14 protein-coding genes are annotated in these 24,999 nt (G+C 50.4%); 13 read left to right on the forward strand and 1 reads right to left on the reverse strand.

Going from position 1 to position 24,999, the window contains the following annotated elements; all coding sequences use genetic code 11:
• Positions 1-36: 36 nt before the first annotated feature.
• Complete coding sequence (locus H6629_23105) at positions 37-1,509, reverse strand: citrate transporter (protein MCB9070675.1); 1,473 nt, start codon at positions 1,507-1,509, stop codon at positions 37-39.
• A 174-nt stretch (positions 1,510-1,683) separates the two neighbouring features.
• Here H6629_23105 and H6629_23110 point away from each other — a divergent pair, with 174 nt between their 5' ends.
• From H6629_23110 to H6629_23170, 13 genes are all read left to right on the forward strand, one after another.
• Positions 1,684-3,573, forward strand: a complete 1,890-nt coding sequence (locus H6629_23110) for an FAD-dependent oxidoreductase (GenBank protein MCB9070676.1) — start codon at positions 1,684-1,686, stop codon at positions 3,571-3,573.
• 41 nt (positions 3,574-3,614) lie between these two features.
• Positions 3,615-4,700, forward strand: coding sequence for a family 10 glycosylhydrolase (locus H6629_23115; GenBank protein ID MCB9070677.1), 1,086 nt, complete (start codon positions 3,615-3,617; stop codon positions 4,698-4,700).
• A 77-nt stretch (positions 4,701-4,777) separates the two neighbouring features.
• The gene (locus H6629_23120) at positions 4,778-7,717 is read left to right on the forward strand and encodes a TonB-dependent receptor (protein ID MCB9070678.1); all 2,940 of its coding nucleotides are present in this window, start codon (positions 4,778-4,780) and stop codon (positions 7,715-7,717) included.
• A 59-nt stretch (positions 7,718-7,776) separates the two neighbouring features.
• Complete coding sequence (locus H6629_23125; protein ID MCB9070679.1) at positions 7,777-9,774, forward strand: hypothetical protein; 1,998 nt, start codon at positions 7,777-7,779, stop codon at positions 9,772-9,774.
• A gap of 10 nt (positions 9,775-9,784) precedes the next feature.
• A complete protein-coding gene (locus H6629_23130; GenBank protein ID MCB9070680.1) occupies positions 9,785-10,759 on the forward strand; it encodes a PorV/PorQ family protein in 975 nt (324 codons plus the stop codon).
• A 1-nt stretch (position 10,760) separates the two neighbouring features.
• Positions 10,761-11,576 carry a hypothetical protein gene (locus tag H6629_23135; GenBank protein ID MCB9070681.1) on the forward strand — a complete coding sequence of 272 codons (816 nt, stop codon included), beginning with the start codon at positions 10,761-10,763 and terminating at the stop codon, positions 11,574-11,576.
• Positions 11,577-11,648: 72 nt separating this feature from the next.
• Positions 11,649-12,332, forward strand: coding sequence for an outer membrane beta-barrel protein (locus H6629_23140; protein MCB9070682.1), 684 nt, complete (start codon positions 11,649-11,651; stop codon positions 12,330-12,332).
• Positions 12,333-12,367: 35 nt separating this feature from the next.
• Positions 12,368-14,344 carry a T9SS type A sorting domain-containing protein gene (locus tag H6629_23145; GenBank protein MCB9070683.1) on the forward strand — a complete coding sequence of 659 codons (1,977 nt, stop codon included), beginning with the start codon at positions 12,368-12,370 and terminating at the stop codon, positions 14,342-14,344.
• On the forward strand, positions 14,345-16,231 hold the full coding sequence (locus tag H6629_23150; GenBank protein ID MCB9070684.1) for a family 10 glycosylhydrolase: 1,887 nt from the start codon (positions 14,345-14,347) through the stop codon (positions 16,229-16,231).
• A gap of 51 nt (positions 16,232-16,282) precedes the next feature.
• Positions 16,283-18,157: a family 10 glycosylhydrolase gene (locus H6629_23155; GenBank protein MCB9070685.1), complete on the forward strand. Its 1,875-nt coding sequence runs from the start codon at positions 16,283-16,285 to the stop codon at positions 18,155-18,157.
• A gap of 25 nt (positions 18,158-18,182) precedes the next feature.
• Positions 18,183-19,445 (forward strand): ROK family transcriptional regulator, encoded by a 1,263-nt coding sequence (locus tag H6629_23160; GenBank protein MCB9070686.1) that lies wholly within the window; start codon positions 18,183-18,185, stop codon positions 19,443-19,445.
• 75 nt (positions 19,446-19,520) lie between these two features.
• Positions 19,521-21,440 (forward strand): DUF4623 domain-containing protein, encoded by a 1,920-nt coding sequence (locus tag H6629_23165; GenBank protein ID MCB9070687.1) that lies wholly within the window; start codon positions 19,521-19,523, stop codon positions 21,438-21,440.
• 5 nt (positions 21,441-21,445) lie between these two features.
• Positions 21,446-24,958 carry a T9SS type A sorting domain-containing protein gene (locus H6629_23170; protein MCB9070688.1) on the forward strand — a complete coding sequence of 1,171 codons (3,513 nt, stop codon included), beginning with the start codon at positions 21,446-21,448 and terminating at the stop codon, positions 24,956-24,958.
• The last annotated feature ends 41 nt before the right edge of the window (positions 24,959-24,999 follow it).

A 24,999-nucleotide genomic window follows, 5' to 3' on the forward strand; every position in this document is an offset into this window, starting at 1 on the left:
TCGATAAATAGTTGTTTATCTTGATGTTGAATTATTTCAATAAAACATCAGCGCTGCGGCGACCAAACCCAACACAGCCAAAATCCAAGTGTAGGGGAGGGTATTCCAGAGCACTTTTTGGACATCCTGTTGCATTTCGTTTGCCAGCCAAACGTTGTGGGTGTTGGTCGGATCGCTGATGCCCTGCACTTGTCCAACTGCCAGCATCAGCCCCATCACTGCGGCTGCGGGCATGCCGCTGGCCAGAAAAATTGCAGCGAGTCCGTAGCCCATTCCCCAAACGTTCAGCGGTCCGCGATACAGCGCAAACGGTGCCGCAAATCCGAATAATAAAATGTAGCTAAATCCGTTTTCCGGAACGATTTGCGCCATCACCGGTTTGAGCAAATTAAGCACCGGCCAGCCATCCGGATTGGCTGCATTCCACGCGCCGCCGGGACCGATAATCGCGTTCAGCAGCATCCCGATGCCTAGCATGAGCACAATTGCGGGCATCACAACTGCGCCGCCCTCCAGCACGGATTGCACAAAAATATTCAAGCTGCCTTTGCGGAAAGTGGCGATAAATCCGTAAACCAATCCGCAAATAAATGCAGCAATAAAATTGACGTTAAAAATGAGGATTAAAAATAATGGAATTATCGGTGTGAAATAAGCTGTCCACCCTACGGTTTCGCTACGATTGTTGCGGATAAATCGTTGAAAAACAGTGATTAACAGCAACATTATCATCCCGGCAGCGGCGAGATGTTTCAAACCGCTCAACATCATTTGAAATGCAGATTGAACAACACTTTGTGTTTCGGCTGGCAGGAGCAAATAAATCACACCACCGCCGAGAACAACGGCGATAATTGACGCACTTAATCCAATGATTTTCTTCAATTTAAGGTCATGTCCATCGCGATACAATTGCGCAGTTACATAAACCAGTGAAGCGACAAAAGTGATGCCGAACATCGTCAGCGCAAACGGGCGTATCTGGTCGAGTGAGAGTTTCATTACATCAATATACAGCGCCCAATTTCCGGCGTTCAGAATGCCACCCATGCTCAATCCGAATAGAAAAATGCCCACAACAGTCATCGAACCGATGCCGACCGATGACATAATTGGTAGCACAACCGTGGCAATCATAATAATCGCGCCCAATCCGCCGAGTGTGGTAAATAACATTGTGATTAACGATAGCATAATAATTGCAATAAACCACGGATTGTCGCCGGATAGCTCCGCACCTTTTTTGATAAACTGTTCCGCAACGCCGGTTTTTTGCAACAAAATACTGAGCATCGAGCCGAACAGGGCAACAGTGTAGGCGTTCGCAAGCCGGGTTGCGCCGCCGCCAATGACATGTTGCATGGTATCATCAATTGAAACGCCAGCAACCAGCGGAATGCCAAACGCCATCAGTGGCAGCGCAATCAACGCCGGAATTATTCGGAAAAACATCAGCAGCGCCATAAGCAAAAAAACGCCGATCATCAGAGCTAATTGTAACCATTCCATAATGCGCCAAAGTTAGCAAAATTTTCGAAATATCGAAAGATTTTAGAAAGTTAGTTTACTTTACTAACTTTCCTCTTGAAATTCAAATAGTTTTTACATTATATTGCAGTGGCAGTCAAAATGATCTTCTGTACCAGCAATCAACGCAAACAACAAAGCTCAGTTAAACAGAAAATGAACCACACCCATTCAACAATTCTGTGCGAAGTTTTGGTTATCGGTGGCAGTGCCAGCGGCGTTTGTGCTGCAATTCAGTCTGCGCGAATGGGGGCGAATACCGTTTTGATTGAACCTTCACCATGGTTGGGTGGCATGTTGACCGCCGCAGGCGTGAGTTGCGTTGATGGTAACCATCGCTTGCCATCGGGTTTGTGGGGCGAATTTCGCGAAAAGTTGGCTGCACATTACGGCAGTTTAGAAAAACTGGCGACCGGATGGGTGAGCAATTGTTGTTTTGAGCCCAAAGTTGGCGCAGATATACTTCGAGAAATGACGCGGAATGAAGCGAATCTGAAAGTGTTGTTTAAACTAGATTTACACGATATGATTACGGACGGTAATCGCGTGTTGGGCGCAGAATTTACGGACGCTTTCGGAATTATACTGAGATGCGAAGCAGGCATCACCATCGATGCTACAGAGTTTGGTGATGGTTTGGCAATCGCCGGTTGCAGCTTCGATTTGGGTCGAGACAGTCGCGCAGAATCCGGCGAAAATTTTGCTCCGGTACAGCCGGATAACATTATTCAGGATTTGACTTACGTTGCAATTTTAAAAGATTTTGGCGCAGATGCAGATAAAACAATTCCCCAACCGCCCGGCTACAATCCTGAAAAATATCGCGGCTGTTGCCGGGAAGCGGGCGGAAATCCTGAATCCGTTGATGCCAAACAGATGCTCGAATACGGTCGTTTGCCAAACAATAAATTCATGATAAATTGGCCAAACAACGGTAATGATTACTTTTTGGATCTCACAACTGCGACGACAGACGAACGCAAATCAAAACTGCAAATCGCTAAAAATCATACACTTGGCTTTGTTTATTTTATCCAGACAGAATTGGGGATGCCTCATCTCGGGCTTGCCGAGGATGAATTCCCGACACCGGATTTGCTCCCGTTTATTCCCTATATTCGCGAAAGTCGGCGCGTCAAAGGCGTTGTTCGGTTGACGTCAAATCACATCGAATTGCCTTACAATTTTTCGTATTTTCGCGATGGCATTGCCGTTGGCGATTATCCGCTTGACCATCACCACAAACAACATCCGCATAATATATTTGAGGAATTCCCACAAATTCCCGCGTTCAACGTGCCGTTCGGCTGTTTGGTGCCGGCGGAAATGGATGGGCTGCTGGTCGCGGAAAAAAGCATTTCGGTGACGCATATCGTAAATGGTTGCACGCGATTGCAACCCGTGGTGATGCAAATCGGGCAAGCTGCCGGTGCTGCTGCTGCGATCTGTGTTCAACAAAATATTCAACCTAAAAATGTAAACATTCGCGAGTTACAGCAAACGTTGCTCGATGCCGGTTGCTGGCTGATGCCGTTTGCGGAAATTTCGCCAAACGAAAAATCATTTCAGGCGATTCAGCGCATCGGGTTATGCGGTTGGATGACCGGATTTCCGCTGCCATCCGGTTGGGAAAACCAGCTGCGGTTCGATCCCGAAAAACCGGTTTCACTGGCTGATGCCGCAGAAACGTTGTCAAAAATCATCGATAGATTTCGGTTGACGCAACTCAGTATCGAACTCAAAAGTCCCCATTTTTCGCTTTCCAGAGGGATGATTGCCCAAATCGTTTGGGAATTATTGGGGCAAACACCTGTCCGGCTTCAAAATGCCATCTTTGATGATGTACCGGAAAAACATCGGTTTTTCCCGGCAATCCAATTTTTGTTTGAGCGGGGTTTTGGCGTGAATTGGGTTCAACCGCCGCTTTTTGCGCCGGACAAGCCCGTTTCTCGCGAGGAATTTGCAATGATTCTCGATACCGTATTTCAACCGTTTGCCATTCCAATCGGGCAACAGTCGCATTCATTTAATAAAGGTCGCTCATGAAATTTGGAATCTTATTTGCAATTCTGATACTTTTTTTTGCGATGGCATGTGTCGCCCAACCACAGCCGAAAGAGCTGCGCGGCGTTTGGTTAACCAATGTGGATAGCGATGTTCTTTTCAGCAAAGCCGCGATTGATGAAGCAATGCAATTTTTGGCAGATCATCATTTTAATACGGTGTATCCGGTGGTTTGGAATAAAGCGCACACGCTTTTTCCCAGCGAAGTTATGGCACGCGAATTTGGCGATCCAATCGATCCGCGGTTTGTCGGGCGCGACCCATTGCAGGAAGTGATTGACGTGGCGCATCGTCACGGCTTGCGGGTCATTCCGTGGTTTGAATTTGGCTTTTCATCGTCGTATCAAATGAACGGCGGTTATCTGTTGAAAATCAAACCGGATTGGGCAGCGCGCGATCGCGATGGCAATTTGCTCACTAAAAACGGGTTCGAGTGGATGAATGCCTATCATCCGGAAGTGCAGCAATTTATGATTGATTTAGTGATGGAAGTTGTTGAAAAATATGATGTTGACGGTGTTCAGGGTGACGATCGTTTGCCGGCACAACCGATCGAGGGCGGCTATTCGAATTATACCGACAGTCTTTATCGCGCTGAAAACGGCGGCAACCCGCCGCCGCAGGATTTCCGCGATTTACAATGGCAGCGCTGGCGTGGCGACAAATTAAATGCGTTCGCGAAGCGGCTGTACGAAACTGTAAAATCACGGAAGCCGGATATCGCGGTTTCGTGGGCGCCAAGCGTGTATCCGTGGTCGTTTGATGAATATTTGCAGGATTGGCCGAACTGGCTGAAAAACGGTTATGCGGACGAAATTATTCCCCAAATCTACCGTTACGAACTCGATCAGTACAAACAAACAGTTGATGCTTTGGGCATGGAATTTTTGGGCACAAACCCGGATCAGCAACGCAAAATTTTTGCCGGAATATTGATAAAAGTCGGCAAATATCGCATTTCTGGTGACTTTTTAATTGCGGCAATAAAGTATCATCGCGCCAAAGGATTCAATGGGGAAGTGTTTTTCTTCTACGAAGGCTTGCGGGAAAATAACGACGAATTGGCCAAGCTACTGCTGCAAACCGTTTACGCGGAACCGGCAAAATAACTATGCGAAATTCTGACGAAACAGGAATTTCGAAAATAAAATAGCTCGATTTCATAACCAACTTGATGGTTTTCATCATGCAACACAGCTTCATATTTATTAAAAAGAAACAAAAACAACTCAAATCGGCACTGATTTGTGCTGTCGGTTTTGTGTTGTTTATCCCAATTTATCTATTTGGTCAAACAACCGGAAAAATTACCGGCGTGATCACAGATGCACAAAGCGGGGAAGCGCTGGTAGGGGTAAATGTGTTAATTGAGGGAACCATTTTGGGTGCAACATCCGATGGCGATGGTTATTACGTCATCCTCAACGCACCACCGGGTAACCATACATTGCACTTCGAATATATTGGTTATTCTACACTTACGGTTACAGATTTATTGGTAAAAATTGACCGGACAACTACATATAACGCCAAATTAAGTTCAGCAACGGTGGATATCGGCACGGAAGTGACGGTTGAAGCGGAGCGCCCGATTGTGGAAATTGATAAAACGTTTTCATCAACGCATTACGGCGGCGACGAAGTGGAAGATCTGCCGGTGGAAGGTTTGCGGAATGTGATGGAGCTGTCGCCCGGCATCAATCGCAATGCGAATGGCACTATCAGCGTGCGCGGTGGCGGCAATTACGAAGTGAATTTCAACGTCAACGGCATCAAAAGTCTGAACACAAACACCGGTATTCCGGCTTACGGCACCGGCGACAAAGCCGAAAATAGCTGGAAATATGACATCAATCCGCTGGCGGTACAGCAATTGGAAGTGGTTTCCGGTGGCTTCAACGCGGAGTATGGCAATGCGCAATCCGGGGTGGTGAATGTGGTGATGAAAGATGGCGGCGCAACATTCAACGGTGGATTTATCGCCGAATATCGCCCGGCCGGGCAATATCATTGGGGCGACTATATCTATTCAAAACAACAGTTTGAGTGGGAAAAATGGGGCAATGTCGCAGCGTGGTACCCCTATTATCAAAATGATACAACCGGTGCTGTCAACACAGCGGCGGCACAGCGGAACTACGATCTTTGGGCGAAAAATCATACGCCATCCGAAGACAATATTTTGGGCGCATACGACTACACAAAAGATCCCTACACCCGGTATTTATTCAGCTTTGGCGGACCGCTCGGCAAAAACGGCGACAAAGTGACCTTCTTTTTCAGCGGCGAAATGAAAAACAAACCGACCCGTTTACCCACCGTGGAGCGGGTTCAGGAATTGGACAATTATTCATTGGTGCTCAGTTTTAAACCGCATCCTTCGCATCAATTTAAATTGACCGGACTGTACCAGAATTTCTTGTCGGGAATGGGCAGCGGTTCAGATGATATTCGCTGGTCGGGATTGTGGGGCATCGAAGGCGCTAAACGAAAATATACTTTGGTATACGATTCGCCGCGTGAGGAAACCGTTTTTGCGCAGGGGCTGTCGTATAAATTTATTGCGTCGCCGCGATCGTATGTGGAAGCGACAATCACCCATCAGCGGGAAACGCTGTACGCGCTCCAAACACCAACACCTGCAACTGCAAAAGATGTTCGGTTACCGGAAAATGATCGCGTGCTGGAAGATCCCGGTCCGTGGTTCGAAAAATATCGCCCGTATTTTACATGGTCGCGACTGTATAATCAGGCATCGATCACGGATTATTGGGAAGGCAAAATGAGCTTTTCCTCCCAACTCAGCAAAACCAATTTGCTGAAAATCGGCGTCGAATCGTGGACGATGGATCAGAATTACAATGCATCGTCATCATTGGCGGTTTCTGCGTTTATCTGGCGAAACGGATTTGCAACCAATTACAAAGCTAAAACATGGTATACTGCGGGATACATTCAAGATAAATTGGAATTTGCCGGAATGGTGGCAAACCTCGGTGCGCGGCTGGATGCCTACAATTTCGGTGCGGATGTGCCGGTCGATCGCTATCGGGTGTTTTATCCGGCAACCGGGTCGGAGGATGTCGGCAACCCGGAAACGAAGCCGGCCAAAACGCGGGTGACGGTTTCGCCGCGTGCGGGCATTTCATTTCCGATTGCGGAAAAAACCGCGTTTCGTGTGCAATACGGTCATTTCCGGTCGATGCCCTCGTTCAATCAGGCGTTGGATAATCAAACCTACAATGGTTGGGGAAGCTACGGCAATCCGAATCTCAAACCCAAATTGAGCATTAATTACGAAGTGGGATTGCAGCATAATTTGTGGGATACTCACCAGCTCGATATCGTCACCTATTATAATGATTTGAAAGACCAGATTTCCGTGGTTTATGTGGATGCGACCACCGGTTCGGTTTCTGCGGCACGTCCGCTGGAGGATTTGCAGGATACCTACCTCACTTACGAAAATAACGGTTACGGCAATTCGCAAGGCGTGGAAGTTACCTTCCGGAATCGTACGGACGGGCGCTGGCGCTACCAGTTTTCGTATGCGATCAGCCAAACCAAAAACGGGAATTTCGGCTCGCGTTTGATCGGCGAAAATCTGTCGGATATAACTTTGCAGCGGACGCAATACTCAGCGGCAGATTTTCTTGCACCGGAGGATCGCTCCGGTCGATTCAATATGTATCTCACTTACGCGATGCCAAAACATGGTGGATTCCGTTGGTTGGGCGTTCACCCGTTGGAAAATTTCTCGATGAGTGTGATTTACCGGGTGAGCAGCGGTGTGCCTTATTTTTGGGCACCGGATTTCCAGTTCCAAAATGATGTGAGCAACAATCGCCGTTACCCGCTGGAGTCGCAAACCGATTTGCGATTGGAGAAAAAGCTGCGCTGGCTCGATTACGATTTCACGATGGGAATACGTATCCTCAACTTATTTGATAACAAACACTTAACCCCGATTAGCGGATCAGAAGAACTCGATCGCTGGGTGTTGCGCGGCGCAACTTATGCAGATGCGGATAACAATCCCGTTCGCGATGTTCGGCTGTACAATTATTTTCAGGTTTACAAAAATATTCCCCGGCAGGTGTTCTTTTCGTTCGGGATGCAGTTTTGAGGAAAGCTCCCTTCGACTGCGTTCAGGGTGACAAAACTAAATACGAAATATTCAAAATTATGAAAAACTACTTTATCAGTCTAACCTGTGTCGTTTTTGTGATCACAGGAATTAACGCGCAGGAGCGAAATTTTCGGGTAACGCTGGATCGCGGGCGGCTGTGGCACACCTTTTACCATTCGCAGGAATGCGAGCCGGTCAGCGATTGGCGGCGGGTGACTTACGGGCTGGATTGGCCGGGATTCAACGCAGAGGAAGTGCGCCAATCGATCGGCGGTGGCAACAGCTACCTTGTTTCCGGCGGATTTTACCTCACCGCCAAAACCGACAGCGGCACAGTTTGGGGATGGGCAGATTTCGCGCGAAATGTGAACAGCAATAACATGGTTGCATGGGAAGGCGACAACTTTCGTTATTTAGTGAGTAAGCACGAAAAGCGCTGGAAAAACGGCGAAAATTACTGGCTGGCAGCCAATCCCAACGAAGCCGAAGAAATCATCGATAGCGAGTGGGGCATCAACGGTGCGTGGTTTTTGCCGGATGATAATCAGGCGATTCCCGCCACTGTGAAACGCACCGTTCGTCAGTGGTCGGGCTCGCGGGCGGACGAGGATTATCTGATCGTCGAATATACCGTCACTAATTTTTTGCGACGCGATCCGCTTAATGGCGTGTACCTGATGTTCAGTTGGGCACTGTCGCCGAACCATCGCGGTTGGCGATTGACCAATCCGAACCTCACCGACGGTGCGCGAAACACGATCGGCAAATGGCAGCCGGATGAATGGCTGATCAGCACGTACGCCGGCGATTACACCAGTTCACCCGGCATCGATGAAACGTTCGACCCATACGATTTCGTCACTTACGATCCGGTGAACGACCGGAATGTGATCACCAACGAATTTGTGGCGCCGGGATTCGTCGGTATCAAGTTTTTAGAAATTCCCGCAGACACCAACGGTGTTTCAAAAATAAACGGGTTTGCATGGTCCACCGGCGCACCGTCGCAGGATTCCGGGCCTTTCGAAAACGTGTTGGGATTGGACGATAAATACGATGCAATGGCTGATCCTTCGCTCCTAACCCGGGCATTTACGAATGATAGCGATCCGCAAATGGGTGATGGCAGGTTGTACGCAAACTTCTCACTCGGTCCGTTCAACATTCCGCGCCGCGATTCCATCAAAATTGTGCTGGCAGAATTTGTCGGTGGTGTGCCGTTTGAGAAAACCCGTGGCAACCAGCTTTCCGTCGCAGAAATCAAAGCTGCGGGAGATTCCGCCGTTCAATATTTGAGCGATCGCGTGAGTTTTAATTACGAAAACAACTATCGCGTGCCCATGCCGCCACCGGCTCCGGATTTTTCGGTTACGCCGGTAACGGTTGCGGGTGAATTGGGCAACATCATCCGTTTCAGCAATGCGCCGGAACTGGTTCCCGATCCGCATCAGGGCGTTGCCGATCTCGCCGGATACCGGATTTATCGCTCCAGCTTTTTGCCGTTTGGACCGTGGGAACAGATCGCAGAAATCCCAAAAGGTGATCCGCAATTTTTCAATTCGGATTCGCAAGCTTATGTTTTTACTGATGATAACGTCGCGTTGGGCTTCGGCTATTATTACGCCGTCACCAGTTTCGATACCGGACACGATGCCTGGGCGATCAATCCCGCAGTTGCGGTGCCGCCGCTGGAATCGTCAATTTTTGCCAATCGCAGCAAAACCAGTTTCCAGACAACGCTCTCGCCATCGCAAAGCGATATCAGCAATGTTCAGGTGGTGCCGAACCCGTTTTATCGCAGCTCCGGTTTTTCCGAACCGGGACGCGAGCGGGATATCCAGTTCGTATTTCTGCCGCAGCGCTGCACCATTCGTATTCTCACTGTTCGCGGCGATTTGGTGAAAACTATTCGCCACGATAACCCGAATTCCGGTGTCGCGGTTTGGAACCAGATCAGCGATTTCGGGCAATATGTGAAAAGCGGGATGTATTTTTACGTTATCGAAAATGATAATGGTGATGTGGAACGCGGTAAATTTGCAATCGTCAATTAACGGTCGAGAAATGATCAAAAAAACCCTATTGCTTTGTTTAACTATTGTTTTGTGTCAATCGGGATTGGCGCAGGAATTCCGGAAATCTGGCACCAGCGGATTCGCTTTTCTGCAAATTCCCGTGAGTGCGCGTTACGCCGCATTGGGCGATGCCGGGATCACGCTGTCAAATGTTGGCGCGGACGGGTTGTTCGTCAATCCGGCGCTGGTTGTGCTCAGCGATGCGCAACTGTCGCTGTCCGCGACCCACGCCAATTGGTATGTGGACACCAAACATCAGGCGTTGGGCGTTGCGTATCATTTGCGAGGGGTTGGTGCGATTGGCATTTCGGTGATCAATTTCGATTTCGGCGAGATTCCTCGAACTGCCAACTACATTCCCGGTATTTTTGAACCGTCCGCAAATGAAACATCGCCGTTTGCCCAACAGGGCAGCTACACCGCCGGTGCAACCGCGTTTGGGGTATCGCTGTCGCGGAGTTTGACCGCGCAATTTGCTTTTGGCGCAACGCTGAAATATGTGCAGGAATCCATCGACAATTACGACGCCAGCAATGTGATCGCCGATATCGGATTTCTCTATTTTACAGGATTCCACAGTATGCGCGTCGGTGCCTTTCTGCAAAACTTCGGATTGGAAACGCAATACGCCAATGAAAAATTCAAGATGCCCCAACAGTTGCGGCTGGAAATTTCCGCGGAGCTGATCGGTGATCTGGTATCGCCAAACCGCCTGACGCTGATTGCCGACGCCGCCCAGGCCAACGATGCGGACGAGCGGCTGCATATTGGCGCGGAAGCCACGCTGATGAATGCGGTTGTGTTGCGAAGCGGGTACAAATTCGGGTATGATTACGAAAATCTCACGCTCGGTTTGGGGCTGAATTTTATGTGGAGCCAAAAACGGGTCGGGCTGGATTTGGCATACATGAATCACGATTTGCTGGAAAGCACTGTCCGAACCACTGTGAATCTGGAGCTGTAAAATGAAACGAAAAAATTACATCTCTATTCTATTGATAATATTGAGCTTGTCGGTTGTTGCAAATGCGCAATACAGCCGGTTGTCTGTCACCGGAATAGGACATTTGCAACTTCAATCCGGCGATTCGCGGGCAAGCGAGGGCAGCGGTTACGGGGGTGTTGCGCAGTTCAATTACGATATCGGCAAACGTTTCCGGCTCAATTTTGCGGTGGGTAGCGACATGATGAATCTGACCCAATCAGATGTGCTCGACGAATGGCAATGGGATTATTGGGAGGATACCTACATCGATTTTTTGCCCGGCGCGACAGTGGAAATCGTCAACCAAACCCTGCGATATGACAGCAACGACAGCCTTTTTTCGGCGCGATTTTCACCCGACCAGAATTTGAAGGAATTAACGCTGGGCATCGGTACGGATTACAGCATGTCGCTATCGGGCAAATTTTCCGGCGTCATCGGAGTGCAGCTCGGTATCAGCAAATTTAAGCGCGAGTTGCGGATGGAAGAACACTGGATCAAACGCTTCGATCTCGATTCCACTGTTGCCGGGCTGGATTACGAATACGAATACGATCTGCTCCATTTTGCGCCATCAAAACAGGGATCAAAAATTTTCGCAGCGCCACAATTTGGGTTGAACTACCAATTGAGCAACAGTTTGGCACTCACCGCCGCCGGTCAATATTTGGTGTATTTTGATCGCGGCAGCGTAGAGTGGCTGGAAAATTTGTTCGGCATTTCGGATGACGGTGAACGCTGGTTTCCGTTGAAAAACAAGCTGCGGGTCGGTGTTGGATTGACGTTTAGCTATTAATCGTGATTGTTGTAAAGTCACCCTTCGACTACGCTCATGGTGACAAAAATTATACTTTAAACAATTGGAATTATGAAACTTAGTGAATTAAAAATTATCAGCCGAAAGTTAGCAAAAATGGCTGTTTTTGCTATTGTTGTGATGATCGCGGTTGTATTTCCGGCAAATGGGCAAAGCGAAGGGCAGTGGGGAATTTCCGCGTCCGGTGCGTATTCGATGCCTATCGGAAGCCTGTCCGACTGGTTCAAACCTGCCGGGAATTACAGCGTTGCAATCGGGCAGCAATTCAACGCCAACTGGTTCATCGAGGGGTTGGTAGAATACAGCAAATTCGACAGCGAAAACCTGAGCGGTTATCCATCCGGCAAAGTTGATTTATCGCTGGAACACATTGCTTTTTGGGCGAGCGGACGGTTCTGGCTGGGCAGCGAATCTGCAATCCGTCCATATTTCCATCTCGCCGGCGGCGTGCTGTATTGGAAAGGCGTTCGCGGCGAAATTCCTGCTGACGACACGATTTCTCCGGCGCTGCCGTTCATCCCGAAACGCACGTTGGAAGAATGGAATTGGGGCGCACGAACCGGCGTTGGTGTGCAACTGCTGTTCGGCAATTCGCTCGCGCTCGATGCGATGCTGAATTATCGCTTCATCGTCGGGGAGTTGTGGCCAACATTGCAACCGCCTATCGAATTGGACGGTGTTTCCGGGTTGCAAACGTTGAATTTTGCGTTAGGGTTGCGCTATTATTTGAAATGAAAATCAAACAAATATAATTTTCAGGAGGCCTAATAATGAAAATGTTGCACACAATTTTGCTGATTGGTGTTTTGGCAATCGGCAGCGCGGTTGCGCAAAATCAATATCCCGTAAATTGGGTGAAGTACGATTTTATTAATCCCGGCAACGATGTTTCGCGCGGACTGACCTACAATCCGCACACCGATCACGTTCTGGTTGCTACCCGGATGTTTGGCGCAGATGTGATGATCCTCGATGCCGCAACCGGCGATTCGCTCGGCAAATTGGACAACAGCCTGTTTTCCGGCGGCACGCTGTCGGTGAACCAGGTTGGCGTTGCCGCGGACGGCACGATTTACGTTTGCAATTTGATGGCGCGGCAATTTACCCCAGCAGCAACTTTCAAGGTTTATCGATTTGCCAACGAAGCAGCTCCGGCAGAGCTGGTCTACGACGGCATTTTGGATGAGGCGCGTTACGGCGATTCGTTCGCGGTCAGCGGTTCCGGCAGCGAAATTTATATCTATTCATCCGGTTTGGACAATCCAAGTGTCGCAGTTTTGAAAGATACGGGTGGCAGCACACTTGCAGTCGATACCTACATTTTTCTGCCGCTCGCCGGAAATGCCCGTCACGGCATTTTTCCGATGGAGCCGGGCGGACGCATTTGGGTGAACGGCGCACAATCCGGATTTCCGCCGGTGCGGCTGCTCACCAACGATGGCACGATAATCGCGACAGTACCGGACACATTGGCATCACCGGGCGGAACCTCAACAGTAGTGAAAACCACCTTGGGAAATTACGATTTACTTACCGTCGCTAATTCAAATACCGGCACCGCGACCATCCGTTCCATCCGTTATTTTGAAGATTTGATCGGCACAATTACGTTCGATTATTTCGGCGAAGATTCCGATTCCAGCGCACTGTTTTACAACGGCGGCGCATCAATAATCCCGAACATCAACGCAACGGCATCGTTGGCGTACGATTCCAAACGCCACGCGATGATTACGCTGATGGGCGTCAACAGCATCGCATCGCTGAGCATGGATTCGCTGCTGCAAGCCAGCACGCCGCGACAGGATATTCTGGAAATCAGCGTCGATGGCAGCAACGACTTTTTCCCGACCGATCACGTCGGCAGCAGCAACGGTCGCGATATGTATCTCACCTGGTCGGAAGGCAAAGTGTTCGCCGGCATCACCGGCGATGACATGATTGACCCGACATTCAACAATTTCTGGTATGTGGCATTCGATCTCGATCCGGACGGCAGCAATGGCTCGAACACTATTGCGCTGGAAACCGATGCGGTCAGCCAATTGCCCTTCAACGCTGATGTCGTTTTCGAAATCGAATCGTATGATCAGGCGGATTTTCTGCTCGGCAACATTCACAAATGGAACGGCAGCAGTTGGGATGTGACGTTGTTTGACGGCAATCTGGCATCGCAAGGCGCGCTGGCTTTCGCGGATGCGGGCAATCGCAAACTGGCGGAATTCGCTGCAATTCTGAACGATGCAGGAATTGGTGATAATTTTACAAATATCGGCATTGCTGCGTTTGTGGCAGAAAAATCACTGGGCGGGTCGGTTTTGGCTGCGTTCCCGGATGCGAACCCGTTGGGTGCCGGCGTCGCGTTGACCCACTATTTTTACGCGGACAGCCTCGGCAGCGGCATGTTCCCGACCGACACAAATTATGTGCAAATCCGCTCCGGACTCGTTGGCATCGGCGATGGCGAATCGCTCCCGATTGAGCAATTCCGTCTCTCTCAAAACTACCCGAATCCGTTTAACCCCGGCACAACTATCGAGTATTTTGTGCCGAAACGTGCTGAGATTTCAGTTGAAATTTACAATGTGACCGGACAAAAAGTGCAGACGTTGAGCAGCGGCGTGCAGAACGCCGGCAATTATTCGCTCACTTTCGACGGGAAAAATGTTGCCAGCGGCGTATATTTTTACCGGCTCTCCGCAAACGGATTGACCGTGAAAACCCGGAAAATGTTGTTGGTAAAATAAATGAAATGGTTTCTCACCATATTTATTCTGTTCAGCGGTTGGGTGCTTTCCCAACCGTTGGCGGAGATGCGCGGCATCAAGCTCACTAACGTAGATAGCAATGTGATGTTCAGCGATGGCGGCATTGCCAGAGCGATGGATTTTTTAGCGGAAACCGGCATCAACACGGTGCTGTGCGTGGTGTGGAACAGTAACGGCGCGGATGGCGATTACACGCTCTATCCCAGCGCGGTGATGGATCAATATTTTGGAAAATCCATTCACCCGGCCTTCAGCGGACGCGATGCGCTGCAACGGGTGCTCATCGAAGCGCACCGCAACGGGATCGAGGTGCTGCCATGGTTCGAGATGGGATTTTCTACATCGTATTCGCAAAACGGCGGGCACATTCTCCAAAAATATCCCGATTGGGCGCTGAAAGACAGCAACGGCAATCTGATCGTCAAAAACGGGTTCGATTGGATGTCGGCCATCAATCCGGAAGTGCGCGATTTTATTTTGGCGCTCACCCGCGAAGTGGCGGAAAATTATGATATCGACGGTGTCGAATATTCCGACCGCATTCCCGCGATGCCGGTTGAGGGCGGTTACGATTCTGTGACGGTGGCGATTTATCGCAGCGAACACAACGGGCAAAACCCGCCTGCTGATTTTCGCGATGCGAATTGGATGCGCTGGCGTGCCGATAAACTCAGCAAATTTTACCAGATGGCCCACGATACCATTAAATCGGTGGCGGCGCATTTGAAGGTTGCGTCGAGTCCCAGCGTGTTTCCGTGGAGTTATCAGGAATATTTGCAGGACCCGAAAAGTTGGATGGAGGACGGTATCGCGGAAGAAGTGATTCCACAATTGTATCGCTATTCGCTGAGCGATTATGTGTTCACGCTGGACAATTCGCTGGCGAATTACCCGAATCACCGCGACGTCTATTTTGCCGGAATGCTGATCCGGTTGGGCAATTACGTGATCGATCCGGGCTATTTGCTGAGCGCGATGGCCGCCAATCGCCAGCGCAATGTGCCGGGCGAAATTTTCTTTTTTTACGAAGGATTACGGGCCAATAACGATCGCCTCGCGGACACGCTGAAAGCTACGTTTTATGCAGAACCGGCGGTTTCGCCGGGACACGGCAACAACATCTGGCGACCGAAAGCAACGATTCTGAACGAAGATGAACCGGGTGTTTCGCTGAGCGGCGATTGGCAAACCGAAACGGGCATCGACGGTTTTCGTCCGGGAGTTTTGCTGACCAACAGCAGCAATTACGCGGCAATCGAATATAAAATGGACGTGCCATTTGCAGCGTGGTTCGATGTTTATCCATATGTTGTTAGCGGTCCGCTGGCGGCAAAACAGGCGCGGCATGTCGTTTATCACAATGGCGATTCCACCGAAATTGTGGTGGATCAAACCGCGTTTTCCGAACGCGGCTGGCAGCCGATCGCCACGGTTTTTCTGCAAACGGGTACGCAAACCGTTCTAAAAATTGACAACTCACTGACCGCCGCCGGACAAACACTCACCGCCGATGCCGCAATGATGATGATCAATCGCAAAAAATCGCCGGACGTGTTGGTGGGCATCGCCGAACCGGATCAGGGGCAGAGTGAATTGCCAAAAAATTTCCGGCTGCGCCAGAATTATCCGAACCCGTTCAATCCCGAAACGACCATCGAATTTGCGTTGTCGCAAACCGCGAATGTGCAACTGGATATCGTCGATATTACCGGAAAACGAGTTTCCAAACTGGTTGATGAAACCAAAATGCCCGGTGTTTACCGGGAAACCTGGCACGCGGGCGATTACGCCTCCGGCGTATATTTTTACCGGTTGCAAACCGATGGCGCTTTTGCGGATGCGCGGAAAATGGTTTTGTTGAAATAGATTTAAAATTAAGGATAAAGGATTAAGGATAAAGGGTAAAAGAATTTGTGTATGATTAATAGTTATAAATATATAAAAAACAATGTGTTGAGTTGTGCGCTGTTTGTGCTGTTGTTGAGCGGTTTTTCCGTGCAGGCGCAGCCGGCGACGGAGTTGCGGGGCGTTTGGCTGGCGTGGGCCGGTGCAAATGTGCCGAGCAAAGAACGTATTGCACAAATTATGGACAAGCTGGCTGATGCCAATTTTAACGCGGTTTTTGTGGATGTCTGGCGATTTGGTTATCCCTATTTTCGCAGCGAAACGTTTTTTAATCTCACCGGAAAATACACCGATCCGGCCATCGAAAACGGGCGCGATATTCTGGAAGAATTTATTGCCGAAGGGCACCGGCGCGGGCTGCATGTGGAAGCGTGGTTCGAACACGGATTTGTCGCCGGGCAGGGCGGCAACGACGATTTGTATGATGTTCACCCCGAATGGTTCGCCCGAAAACGTGACGGCTCCGTGCTGTTCAACGGCAATTTGCAGTTCAAATGGCTCAGTCATGTGAACGCGGATGCCCAGCAATTTTTGATCGATATGGTTCAGGAAGTTATTGAAAATTATGATGTTGACGGTGTTGAACTCGATCGCATCCGCTACCCGGAGCTGAACTGCGGCTATGATTCCGCGACGGTTGCGGTGTATCAATCCGAGCATGGCGGTGCAAATCCGCCCAACAACAGCGCCGATCCCGGCTGGATGCAATGGCGCGCTGACAAACTTTCGGCGTTTATGGACGCCTGTTACGATTCGTTCAAAGCGGTTAATCCGAATATTGTGGTGAGCAATGCGCCGATTGTTTATCCGTATGGTTACAGCAATTTTTGTCAGGACTGGCGCCCGTGGATCAACGACGGCAATCTCGATTTTGTAACGCCACAGGTGTATCGCCTCACGGCATCGCAATATGCCAGCGAACTGAATTTGCAACTGGCGCATGTGAACGATCCGGCAACGTTTTATCCGGGCATAACAACCGTTGCCAACGATGCGGATGTGACCACCGGCGATCTTATTCAAATGATTGAATATACACGATTTAAGAATCTCAACGGACATGTGGTCTGGTTTGTGGATACCGTTGAGGACGATCTCGACAGCCTGAAAAATACGGTGTATTCGCAGCCGGCGGAATACCCGTTGCTGCCGGAAAACTGGCGCCGACCGGCGATCATCATCAACGAAGATGATCCCTCGGTGCAACGCTCATCCGGTTGGACGGTTTATACCACCATTCCCGGTTTCGACGGTCGGTCGCTGTTCACTATTGGCGGCACCGGTGAATATATCGAGTATTCTGCAGACATTCCGGAAAGCGGTTGGTACGAGCTCTATCATTTTAATATTACTCAATTTAACGGAATGCAATCCGCGCCGTTTGAGGTGTTCGACAAATTTGGGACAGACACGGTTTACGTCGACCAAACCAGAGAAGGACATCGTCGCTGGTATAAAATTGCCGACGTGTATCTGCAAGCCGGGCAAAACCAGTTGGTAATGCGATTGACCGATGAATTTATCGGCACCAATGTGCTGTTCGCGGATGCAATAATGCTGCTGAACAGCAACCGCGCCGGTTTGCCGGTTGTTGGCATCGACGAAAAAGACGCCGGAATTCCGGGCGAAATTGAGCTGTTTCAGAATTACCCGAATCCCTTCAATCCAACGACCGAAATCAAATTTTCGCTCAATTCCGCAGCCAATGTGCGGCTCTCGATTTTCAATATTTTGGGACAGGAAATTGCGGTTTTGGCGAATGAAAAACTACCCGCCGGTGTTTATTCCCGGAGATGGGATGCCAGGAAATTCGCGAGCGGGGTTTATTTTTATGTGTTGAAATCCGGCAATGCAACGCAATCAAAAAAGATGGTGCTGATGCGATAACATCAGTATTTACAGGTGGATAATGATGATTAAAAAAGCAGATTCCCAACTGATTAAACAATACAATGAAATCCGGTTGCTCAACCTGATTCGCGATAACGGCCCGATTTCGCGAATTGAATTGGCGAAACTCAGCCGTATTTCAAAAGTGGCGGTTTCGGAAATCGTAAACCGGCTGGACGAAGCGGGATTTATCACCGAAGTGGGAAAAGGTGAGGCATCCGTTCGTGGCGGAAAACGTCCCCGGTTGCTCAAACTCAACCCGGAAAACAAATTTGTAGTTGGTATCGATATTCGCCGCAGCGATACGATTGTGGCGATTGCCAATCTCGATGCGGAAATCCGGGAAATTCGCCAATACCCGCACAAAGTGAACGCATCCGCCAGCAGCGTTTTGGCGCTGATTTTCCGCGATATTGACCAAATGATGCTCATGCAATCGCTGAAAACAGAGGATATGTTGGGTATCGGCGTCGGTTTGCCGGGATTTATCGATTACGAAAATGGTCGCGTGCGTTTTGCGGATACGCTGCGCGGATGGGATAATTTCCCGATTGCGGCGGAAATCGAGCGGCGCTACAACGTGCCCGTGATCATCGAAAATGACGTGAAAACCCGGGCGTTTGGCGAAAGTGTGTTGGGTGCAGGACGCCAGATTGCCAACCTCATTTACATCTGGATTGGTGCGGGAATTGGTGCAGGCATCATCGTCAATCGCCAATTGTATCGCGGAAATATGGGGCGTGCCGGTGAAATTGGCTATCTGAAAATTCAGAACATGCTCAATTTTAACTCTGAAAAATATACTTATCTCTATAAAAATCAACAGTTTTTGGGCGAGCTGCTTTCCGAGTCTGCTTTTGTTCTGGCTTGCAAAAGGGCGCTGTCGATCAATGGAAATTCGCTCAATGGCAAAAGTGAGCAGGAAATCGAGGATTTGACGCTCGCGGATATCGAACAATATTTGACAAATAATCGCCCGGAAATTGCTGCTGTGATCGACGAATATGCCCACGCGATGGCGGGCGTTTGTTTACAAATGATCAAAACCATTGACCCGAAGCTGATCATTTTGGGCGGCAAAATTATCGAGAAAATTCCCGAGTTAATCACCCGGATCAATGGCATTCTGGATGTGGAAAATCACGAAATCCCGTTTGATTTTGACGGCGTTTTGCCGGATGTGCTCCGCCGCGAAGCCGGGATTAAAGGTGCTGTGGTGATGGCGTTGCAATCGGTTTTTGGTTTGCCGGTAAGCCCGGTTCGCGGTCACGAATCGCATGTGTAATCTGTTATCAGTTATCGTTCAAATAAAAATCTTCAATTACTCATGGTTTTTTCAGTTAATCCAAAAGGAGGTCTTATGCAACGAATATGGGTTACCGTTGCGACATTTCTTCTCCTGATAACCTCTGCATATGCGCAGGTTACGAACGTTTGGGAAAAGAATGTCGGTGATTTTTCGTGGTTCACGACAGCCAACACCACACGCGGAATGGGCTACAATCCCGTTACCGATCATTTGTTGGTGTGCTCCCGCGAAGGCGGTACAAATGTTTATTTATTGAATGCAGCTACCGGCGATTCAGTGGGTCAGTTGGATATGACCGGCGTATCCGGCGGCACATTTTCACTGAACATCGTCAAAGGTGCGGATGACGGCGCGATTTACGGCTGTAACCTGTCGCTCGCCAATGGCGAATTCAAGGTGTATCGCTGGGCGGATGAAGCCAGCGCTCCCACGGTTGCATACGCTGCAACGGTGACATCCAGAGCCGGCGATGCATTTGAAGTTAGCGGCTCCGGTGTGAACACCGTTATTTTTGCCAGCGGTTCCGGCAGCACGGAAATTGCTCGGCTGACCACCACCGACGGAATCAATTTTGCGCCGGCGAACAGTGTGCCGGTTGCGGCCGGTTTGGCGCGCGGCGGCATCTCCGTAATTCCCGAAAGCAACGCCGGGGAATTGTGGGTGAACGGCTCCGGCACGGCTGTCAGTCACGTGGACACCGCCGGAACGGTGATCAACCAGGTTGCAACGACAACCATCGCATCCGGATTTTTTAACGTGCGCTACATGGCCAGCGGTGCGGCAAAATTGCTCGCTGTGGCGGGCAGTGCCGGTGCGACAGATTTGCAGAAAATTCACTTTTACGACATCACCACCAACGAAACCGAGCCGCCGCTGTATGCGATCGATTCGTTGACAAATACGCCAAACAGCAACGGCAACGCCACAGCGGATCTCGCATACAAAGATAACGGCGACGGCACGCTGACGGTTTATGCGATGATCACAAATAATGGCATTGCGGCGTATACGGTTGACGTACCACAAGAATTTGTGCCGAATCTGGTGATCAACGAAATCAACTACAACCCGATTGAATCGGGAACCGATACAACCGAATTCATCGAACTGCTCAATATGGAAGCGGCAGCGGTTGATCTGTCCGGATTTGCGTTCAGCGCAGGTGTGGATTTCACTTTCCCGTCCGGCGCAATGGTCGGTGCGAATGAATATCTGGTTGTGGCATTCGACTCCGCAGCGTTTCACAACACATACGGTTTCGCCCCGGATTATGTGTGGACAGCCGGCGCGTTGAGCAACAGCGGCGAAGCGGTTGCCATTGCCACATCGATGGGCACGTTGGTTGATTCCGTCAATTTTGACGATATCGCACCGTGGCCAACCGAGCCGGACGGCTTCGGACCGACGTTGGAGTTGATCGATCCGTTATCTGACAACAATTTAGCGGAAAGCTGGCAAGCCAGTTACATCGACGGCGGAACGCCAAAGGCAGAAAACAGCCTGCCGCCGGTGGGTCCGGTTTCCACAATTTGGGAAAAAGGTGTGGCAGATTTTAGCTGGCTGACCACCGCAAACACGACACGCGGAATGGGCTACAACGCAGCTACCAACCATTTGCTGGTGGTTTCCCGCGAAGGTGGCACCAACGTTTACATTCTCGATGCCGCAACCGGCGATTCGCTCGGCGCGCTGGATATGACCGGCGTTTCCGGCGGCATATTCTTGCTGAATATTGCCAAAGTAGCGGATGACGGCGCGATATACGGCTGCAATCTGGCGCTGGCCAACGGGCAATTTAAAATTTATCGCTGGGCGGACGAAAGCGCAGTGCCAACCGTTGCATTCGATGGCATTGTTCCCAATCGCTCCGGCGACAGCTTTGGCGTGACCGGCGCCGGAAACGTACCATTTTATATGCCAGCGGTTCCGGCAGCACGGAAGTCACGCGTTTCACCACCACTGACGGGCTGAATTTTGTGCTCGATACACCGATTGCGGTTGCGGGCGGATTGGCACGCGGTGGTATCTCACCGATACCCTCCGGTTTATTCGAACGCGTATCAACCGAAGAATTGTGGGTTAACGGTTCCGGCACGGCAACCAGCCACATCGACGGTAGTGGCACCGTGATCAACGCGGTGAATACCGGCGTCGTTTCGTCGAGCTGGTTCAACGTGCAATACATGATGGGCGGCGATCGCAAATATATCGCAATCACCGGAAACAACAGCGCAGACAATGGTCCAAAAGTGCAGGTTTGGGATATCACCGATTCCGAAACCGATCCCACATTTTTGGGCGAAGGCGCACTGAGTTTCGCATACAACACCAATGCGAATGCCACTGCCGATCTCGGATTTCGCAATAACGGCGACACCACGTTGACCGTTTTCCAACTGATTACCAACAACGGAATTGCGGCATACACCGTGGATATTCCCGATCCGGTAGTTATTCCGATGGTATCACTCGCACAAATCCAGACCACACCGGATGGTAACGAGGGACCGTCCCCGTACGCCGGACAGATTGTCCAAACTTCCGGAACGGTAACCGGCAAAAACGCCAATGGATTCTTTTTACAGGATGCGCCCGGCGCATGGAACGGATTGTGGGTTTTCTCCCCATCATTTGCGGATTCCGCGCAGATCGGCGATAATCTGACCATCACCGGTTTGGTGGATGAATTTAGCGATGTCACAGAAATGCTTAACTTGACGGAATACGTTGTCAATTCAACCGGCAACACGCTGCCCGATCCGGAAATGGTTTCCACCGCCGATTTTTCGCAGGAAAAATATGAAGGCGTGCTGGTTCACGTTTCCGAAGCGGCAGTCACCAATACCGATCTCGGGTTTGGCGAATGGGAAGTGAACGACGGTAGCGGTCCGGCAGTTGTGGATGATTTTATCTTCGCATTTGCCCCGGACAGCGGCGCGGTGTATAACATCACCGGTATCGGTCACTATACCTTTGGCGCTTACAAAATGGTGCCGCGCGACAGCGCTGATATCGAGCTGTTTGTTGCCGATCCCATCACCCAAAATTGGGAAAAAGGCGTTGGCGATTTCAGTTGGTTGACCACCGCCAACACCACTCGCGGCATGGGTTACAATCCTGTAACCGATCATCTGCTGGTGGTTTCCCGCGAAGGCGGCACCAATGTTTATGTATTGGATGCAGCCACCGGCGATTCGCTCAGTTCGCTGGATATGACCGGCGTTTCCGGCGGTATATTTTTATTGAATATCGCCAAAGCAGCCGCAGACGGCGCGATTTACGCCTGTAACCTGGCGCTCGCCAATGGCGAATTCAAGGTCTATCGCTGGGCGGATGAAAGCGCGGTGCCAACCGTTGCCTTTACCGGAATTGTTACCGGACGCAGTGGCGATGCGATGGGCGTTTACGGCAGCGGTGCAAATACAGTCATTTATGCCAGCGGTTCGGGCAGCACGGAAATCGTTCGGCTGACCACTACCGACGGCGTCAACTTTACGGCTGATACGCCGATTTCGGTTGCCGCAGGTTTGGCTCGCGGCGGCATTTCAGCAATCCCGGAAAGCATGGGCAGCGAATTGTGGGTGAACGGCACCGGTACTGCCACCAGTCACATCGATGTTAACGGCAACGTGATTGCCCAAACCAACGGTGGCGTGGTTGCGTCCAGTTGGTTTAGCGTGAACTATTTTGCCGGCGGCGGCAGTAAATTTATCGCCGTTGCAGCAAATCCCGGAGCGGATTTGGGCAACAAAATTCAGGTTTATGACATCACTGATTCCGAAACCGATCCGGTGCTATATGCCACCGGCGAATTGAGCTTTGCATTCAATGGCAACGCCAACGCTACCGGCGATCTGGCATACCGGATGAACAATGACGGCACTGTGACGCTGTTTCAATTGGTGACAAACAACGGCATTGCATCGTATGATGTTGAGCTGCCCGGCGGCGCCATTGGTGTTCCGGTTTTCTCAACCAATGAATTGATTTTCGGCGAAGTGCCGCTCGGCGGATTGGAAACGCTCTCGTTCTCGATCGAAAATCAAGGTGCGGCTGATGTGCAAATTCTCAGCGCAACGCTCAGCGATACGCTCTCGTTCAGCAGCACATTGCTCGGCAACGAGCTGATCCAGCCGGATTCCACGTTGCTCGTGACGGTCGCATTCGCGCCGGCTGCTGCCGGAACGTTTGCCGATAGTCTGGTCGTCACCACCAATTACGGCACGTTTTCAATAGCGTTGAACGGTTCGGCATACGAGCTGTATCCGTTGGATTGGCGTGTGTTGGCAGACAGCACCGATTGGTTCGGTACCAACAATCTGGTGCGCACCATTGCCTATAGCCAGGCAACCAATCATCTGTATGTCGTCAGTCGCGTTGGTGGCAATTTTGTGAAAGTGCTCGACGCGGAAACCGGCGAATTGGTAAAAGATCTGGATATGACCGGATTTACCGGCACCGGATTGATTCACCTAAACATGGCTGCCGCCACAACAGACGGCGTGATTTATGCAGCCAACCTTGCGCAGGGCGGTGATTTCGTGCTGTATCGCTGGGAAAATGAAGATGCGATGCTCACCACCGCGTTCAGCGGTATTCTGGACGGTCGGGTAGGGGATGTGATTTCCGTTAGCGGACACGATCACGGCACGGAAATCTACGTTTCGGGAAATGGCAACGCCAACGCATTCGTGCTCGGCACAGCCGATGGCGTCACTTTTTCCGTGACCGATACAATCCCGCTGCCGGAAGCCGATGCAGCACGTTTCGGGCTCAGCCCGGTGATGGATGGCGAATATTTCTTCATCAACGCGCCCGGAAAAGCGCCGCGTTACATCAAACGCAGCGGCGAAGTAGTTTATGCATTCGATACCGGTTTGGTCTCCGGCACGTCGATCAGCTATTTCGAAATCTTCACAACCGATTCGGAAACCCGCCGGTTTGTGGCAGCGCTCGATGGTTTTAGCCCGGGCATGCGCATTGTTGAACTACTCGGCGAACCCGGCGACAGCCTGATGACTGATTTCACCGTTTTGCCGGCAAATACGCCGAAATACCTGACCAACGCTAACGGCAACGCATCGGCGCAGGCGGTGTTCAATCCGGTGAACAACAGCCTGGTTGAAATGGTGACCAACAACGGCATCAGCAGCTACAGCTTCGATATCATCGTTCCGAACGACAGCTTGCTCGTCGGTATCGACAGCGATCTGGATGCCATTCCGCAGGCATACGCACTCGGTCAAAACTATCCGAACCCGTTCAATCCGACCACGACTTTTGTGGTTTCGTTGCCGCAGGCTTCGGATGTTAAAGTGATGATTTACAATGTATTAGGTCAACAAGTTGCTGTGTTGCAAAACGGCAAAATGCAGGCCGGTGAGCATAAATTCACTTTCGATGCCAGCCAGTTTGCCAGCGGCATGTATTTTTACAGAGTGGAAGCCAACAACTTCCGCGCCGTGAAAAAAATGCTGCTCGTTAAATAATTATTTGTCGAATTTTCCCAACATACACTTCCAAAAGCAGC

The sequence above is a fragment of the Calditrichia bacterium genome, from assembly GCA_020634975.1.
GTDB lineage: Bacteria > Calditrichota > Calditrichia > RBG-13-44-9 > J075 > JACKAQ01.

What these genes read in the sequence shown, in the direction of transcription:
- H6629_23105 (MCB9070675.1), bottom strand. Translation starts at nt 1,509, where the DNA reads ATGGAATGGTTACAATTAGCTCTGATGATCGGCGTTTTTTTGCTTATG.
- H6629_23110 (MCB9070676.1), top strand. Translation starts at nt 1,684, where the DNA reads ATGAACCACACCCATTCAACAATTCTGTGCGAAGTTTTGGTTATCGGT.
- H6629_23115 (MCB9070677.1), top strand. Translation starts at nt 3,615, where the DNA reads ATGGCATGTGTCGCCCAACCACAGCCGAAAGAGCTGCGCGGCGTTTGG.
- H6629_23120 (MCB9070678.1), top strand. Translation starts at nt 4,778, where the DNA reads ATGCAACACAGCTTCATATTTATTAAAAAGAAACAAAAACAACTCAAA.
- H6629_23125 (MCB9070679.1), top strand. Translation starts at nt 7,777, where the DNA reads ATGAAAAACTACTTTATCAGTCTAACCTGTGTCGTTTTTGTGATCACA.
- H6629_23130 (MCB9070680.1), top strand. Translation starts at nt 9,785, where the DNA reads ATGATCAAAAAAACCCTATTGCTTTGTTTAACTATTGTTTTGTGTCAA.
- H6629_23135 (MCB9070681.1), top strand. Translation starts at nt 10,761, where the DNA reads ATGAAACGAAAAAATTACATCTCTATTCTATTGATAATATTGAGCTTG.
- H6629_23140 (MCB9070682.1), top strand. Translation starts at nt 11,649, where the DNA reads ATGAAACTTAGTGAATTAAAAATTATCAGCCGAAAGTTAGCAAAAATG.
- H6629_23145 (MCB9070683.1), top strand. Translation starts at nt 12,368, where the DNA reads ATGAAAATGTTGCACACAATTTTGCTGATTGGTGTTTTGGCAATCGGC.
- H6629_23150 (MCB9070684.1), top strand. Translation starts at nt 14,345, where the DNA reads ATGAAATGGTTTCTCACCATATTTATTCTGTTCAGCGGTTGGGTGCTT.
- H6629_23155 (MCB9070685.1), top strand. Translation starts at nt 16,283, where the DNA reads ATGATTAATAGTTATAAATATATAAAAAACAATGTGTTGAGTTGTGCG.
- H6629_23160 (MCB9070686.1), top strand. Translation starts at nt 18,183, where the DNA reads ATGATTAAAAAAGCAGATTCCCAACTGATTAAACAATACAATGAAATC.
- H6629_23165 (MCB9070687.1), top strand. Translation starts at nt 19,521, where the DNA reads ATGCAACGAATATGGGTTACCGTTGCGACATTTCTTCTCCTGATAACC.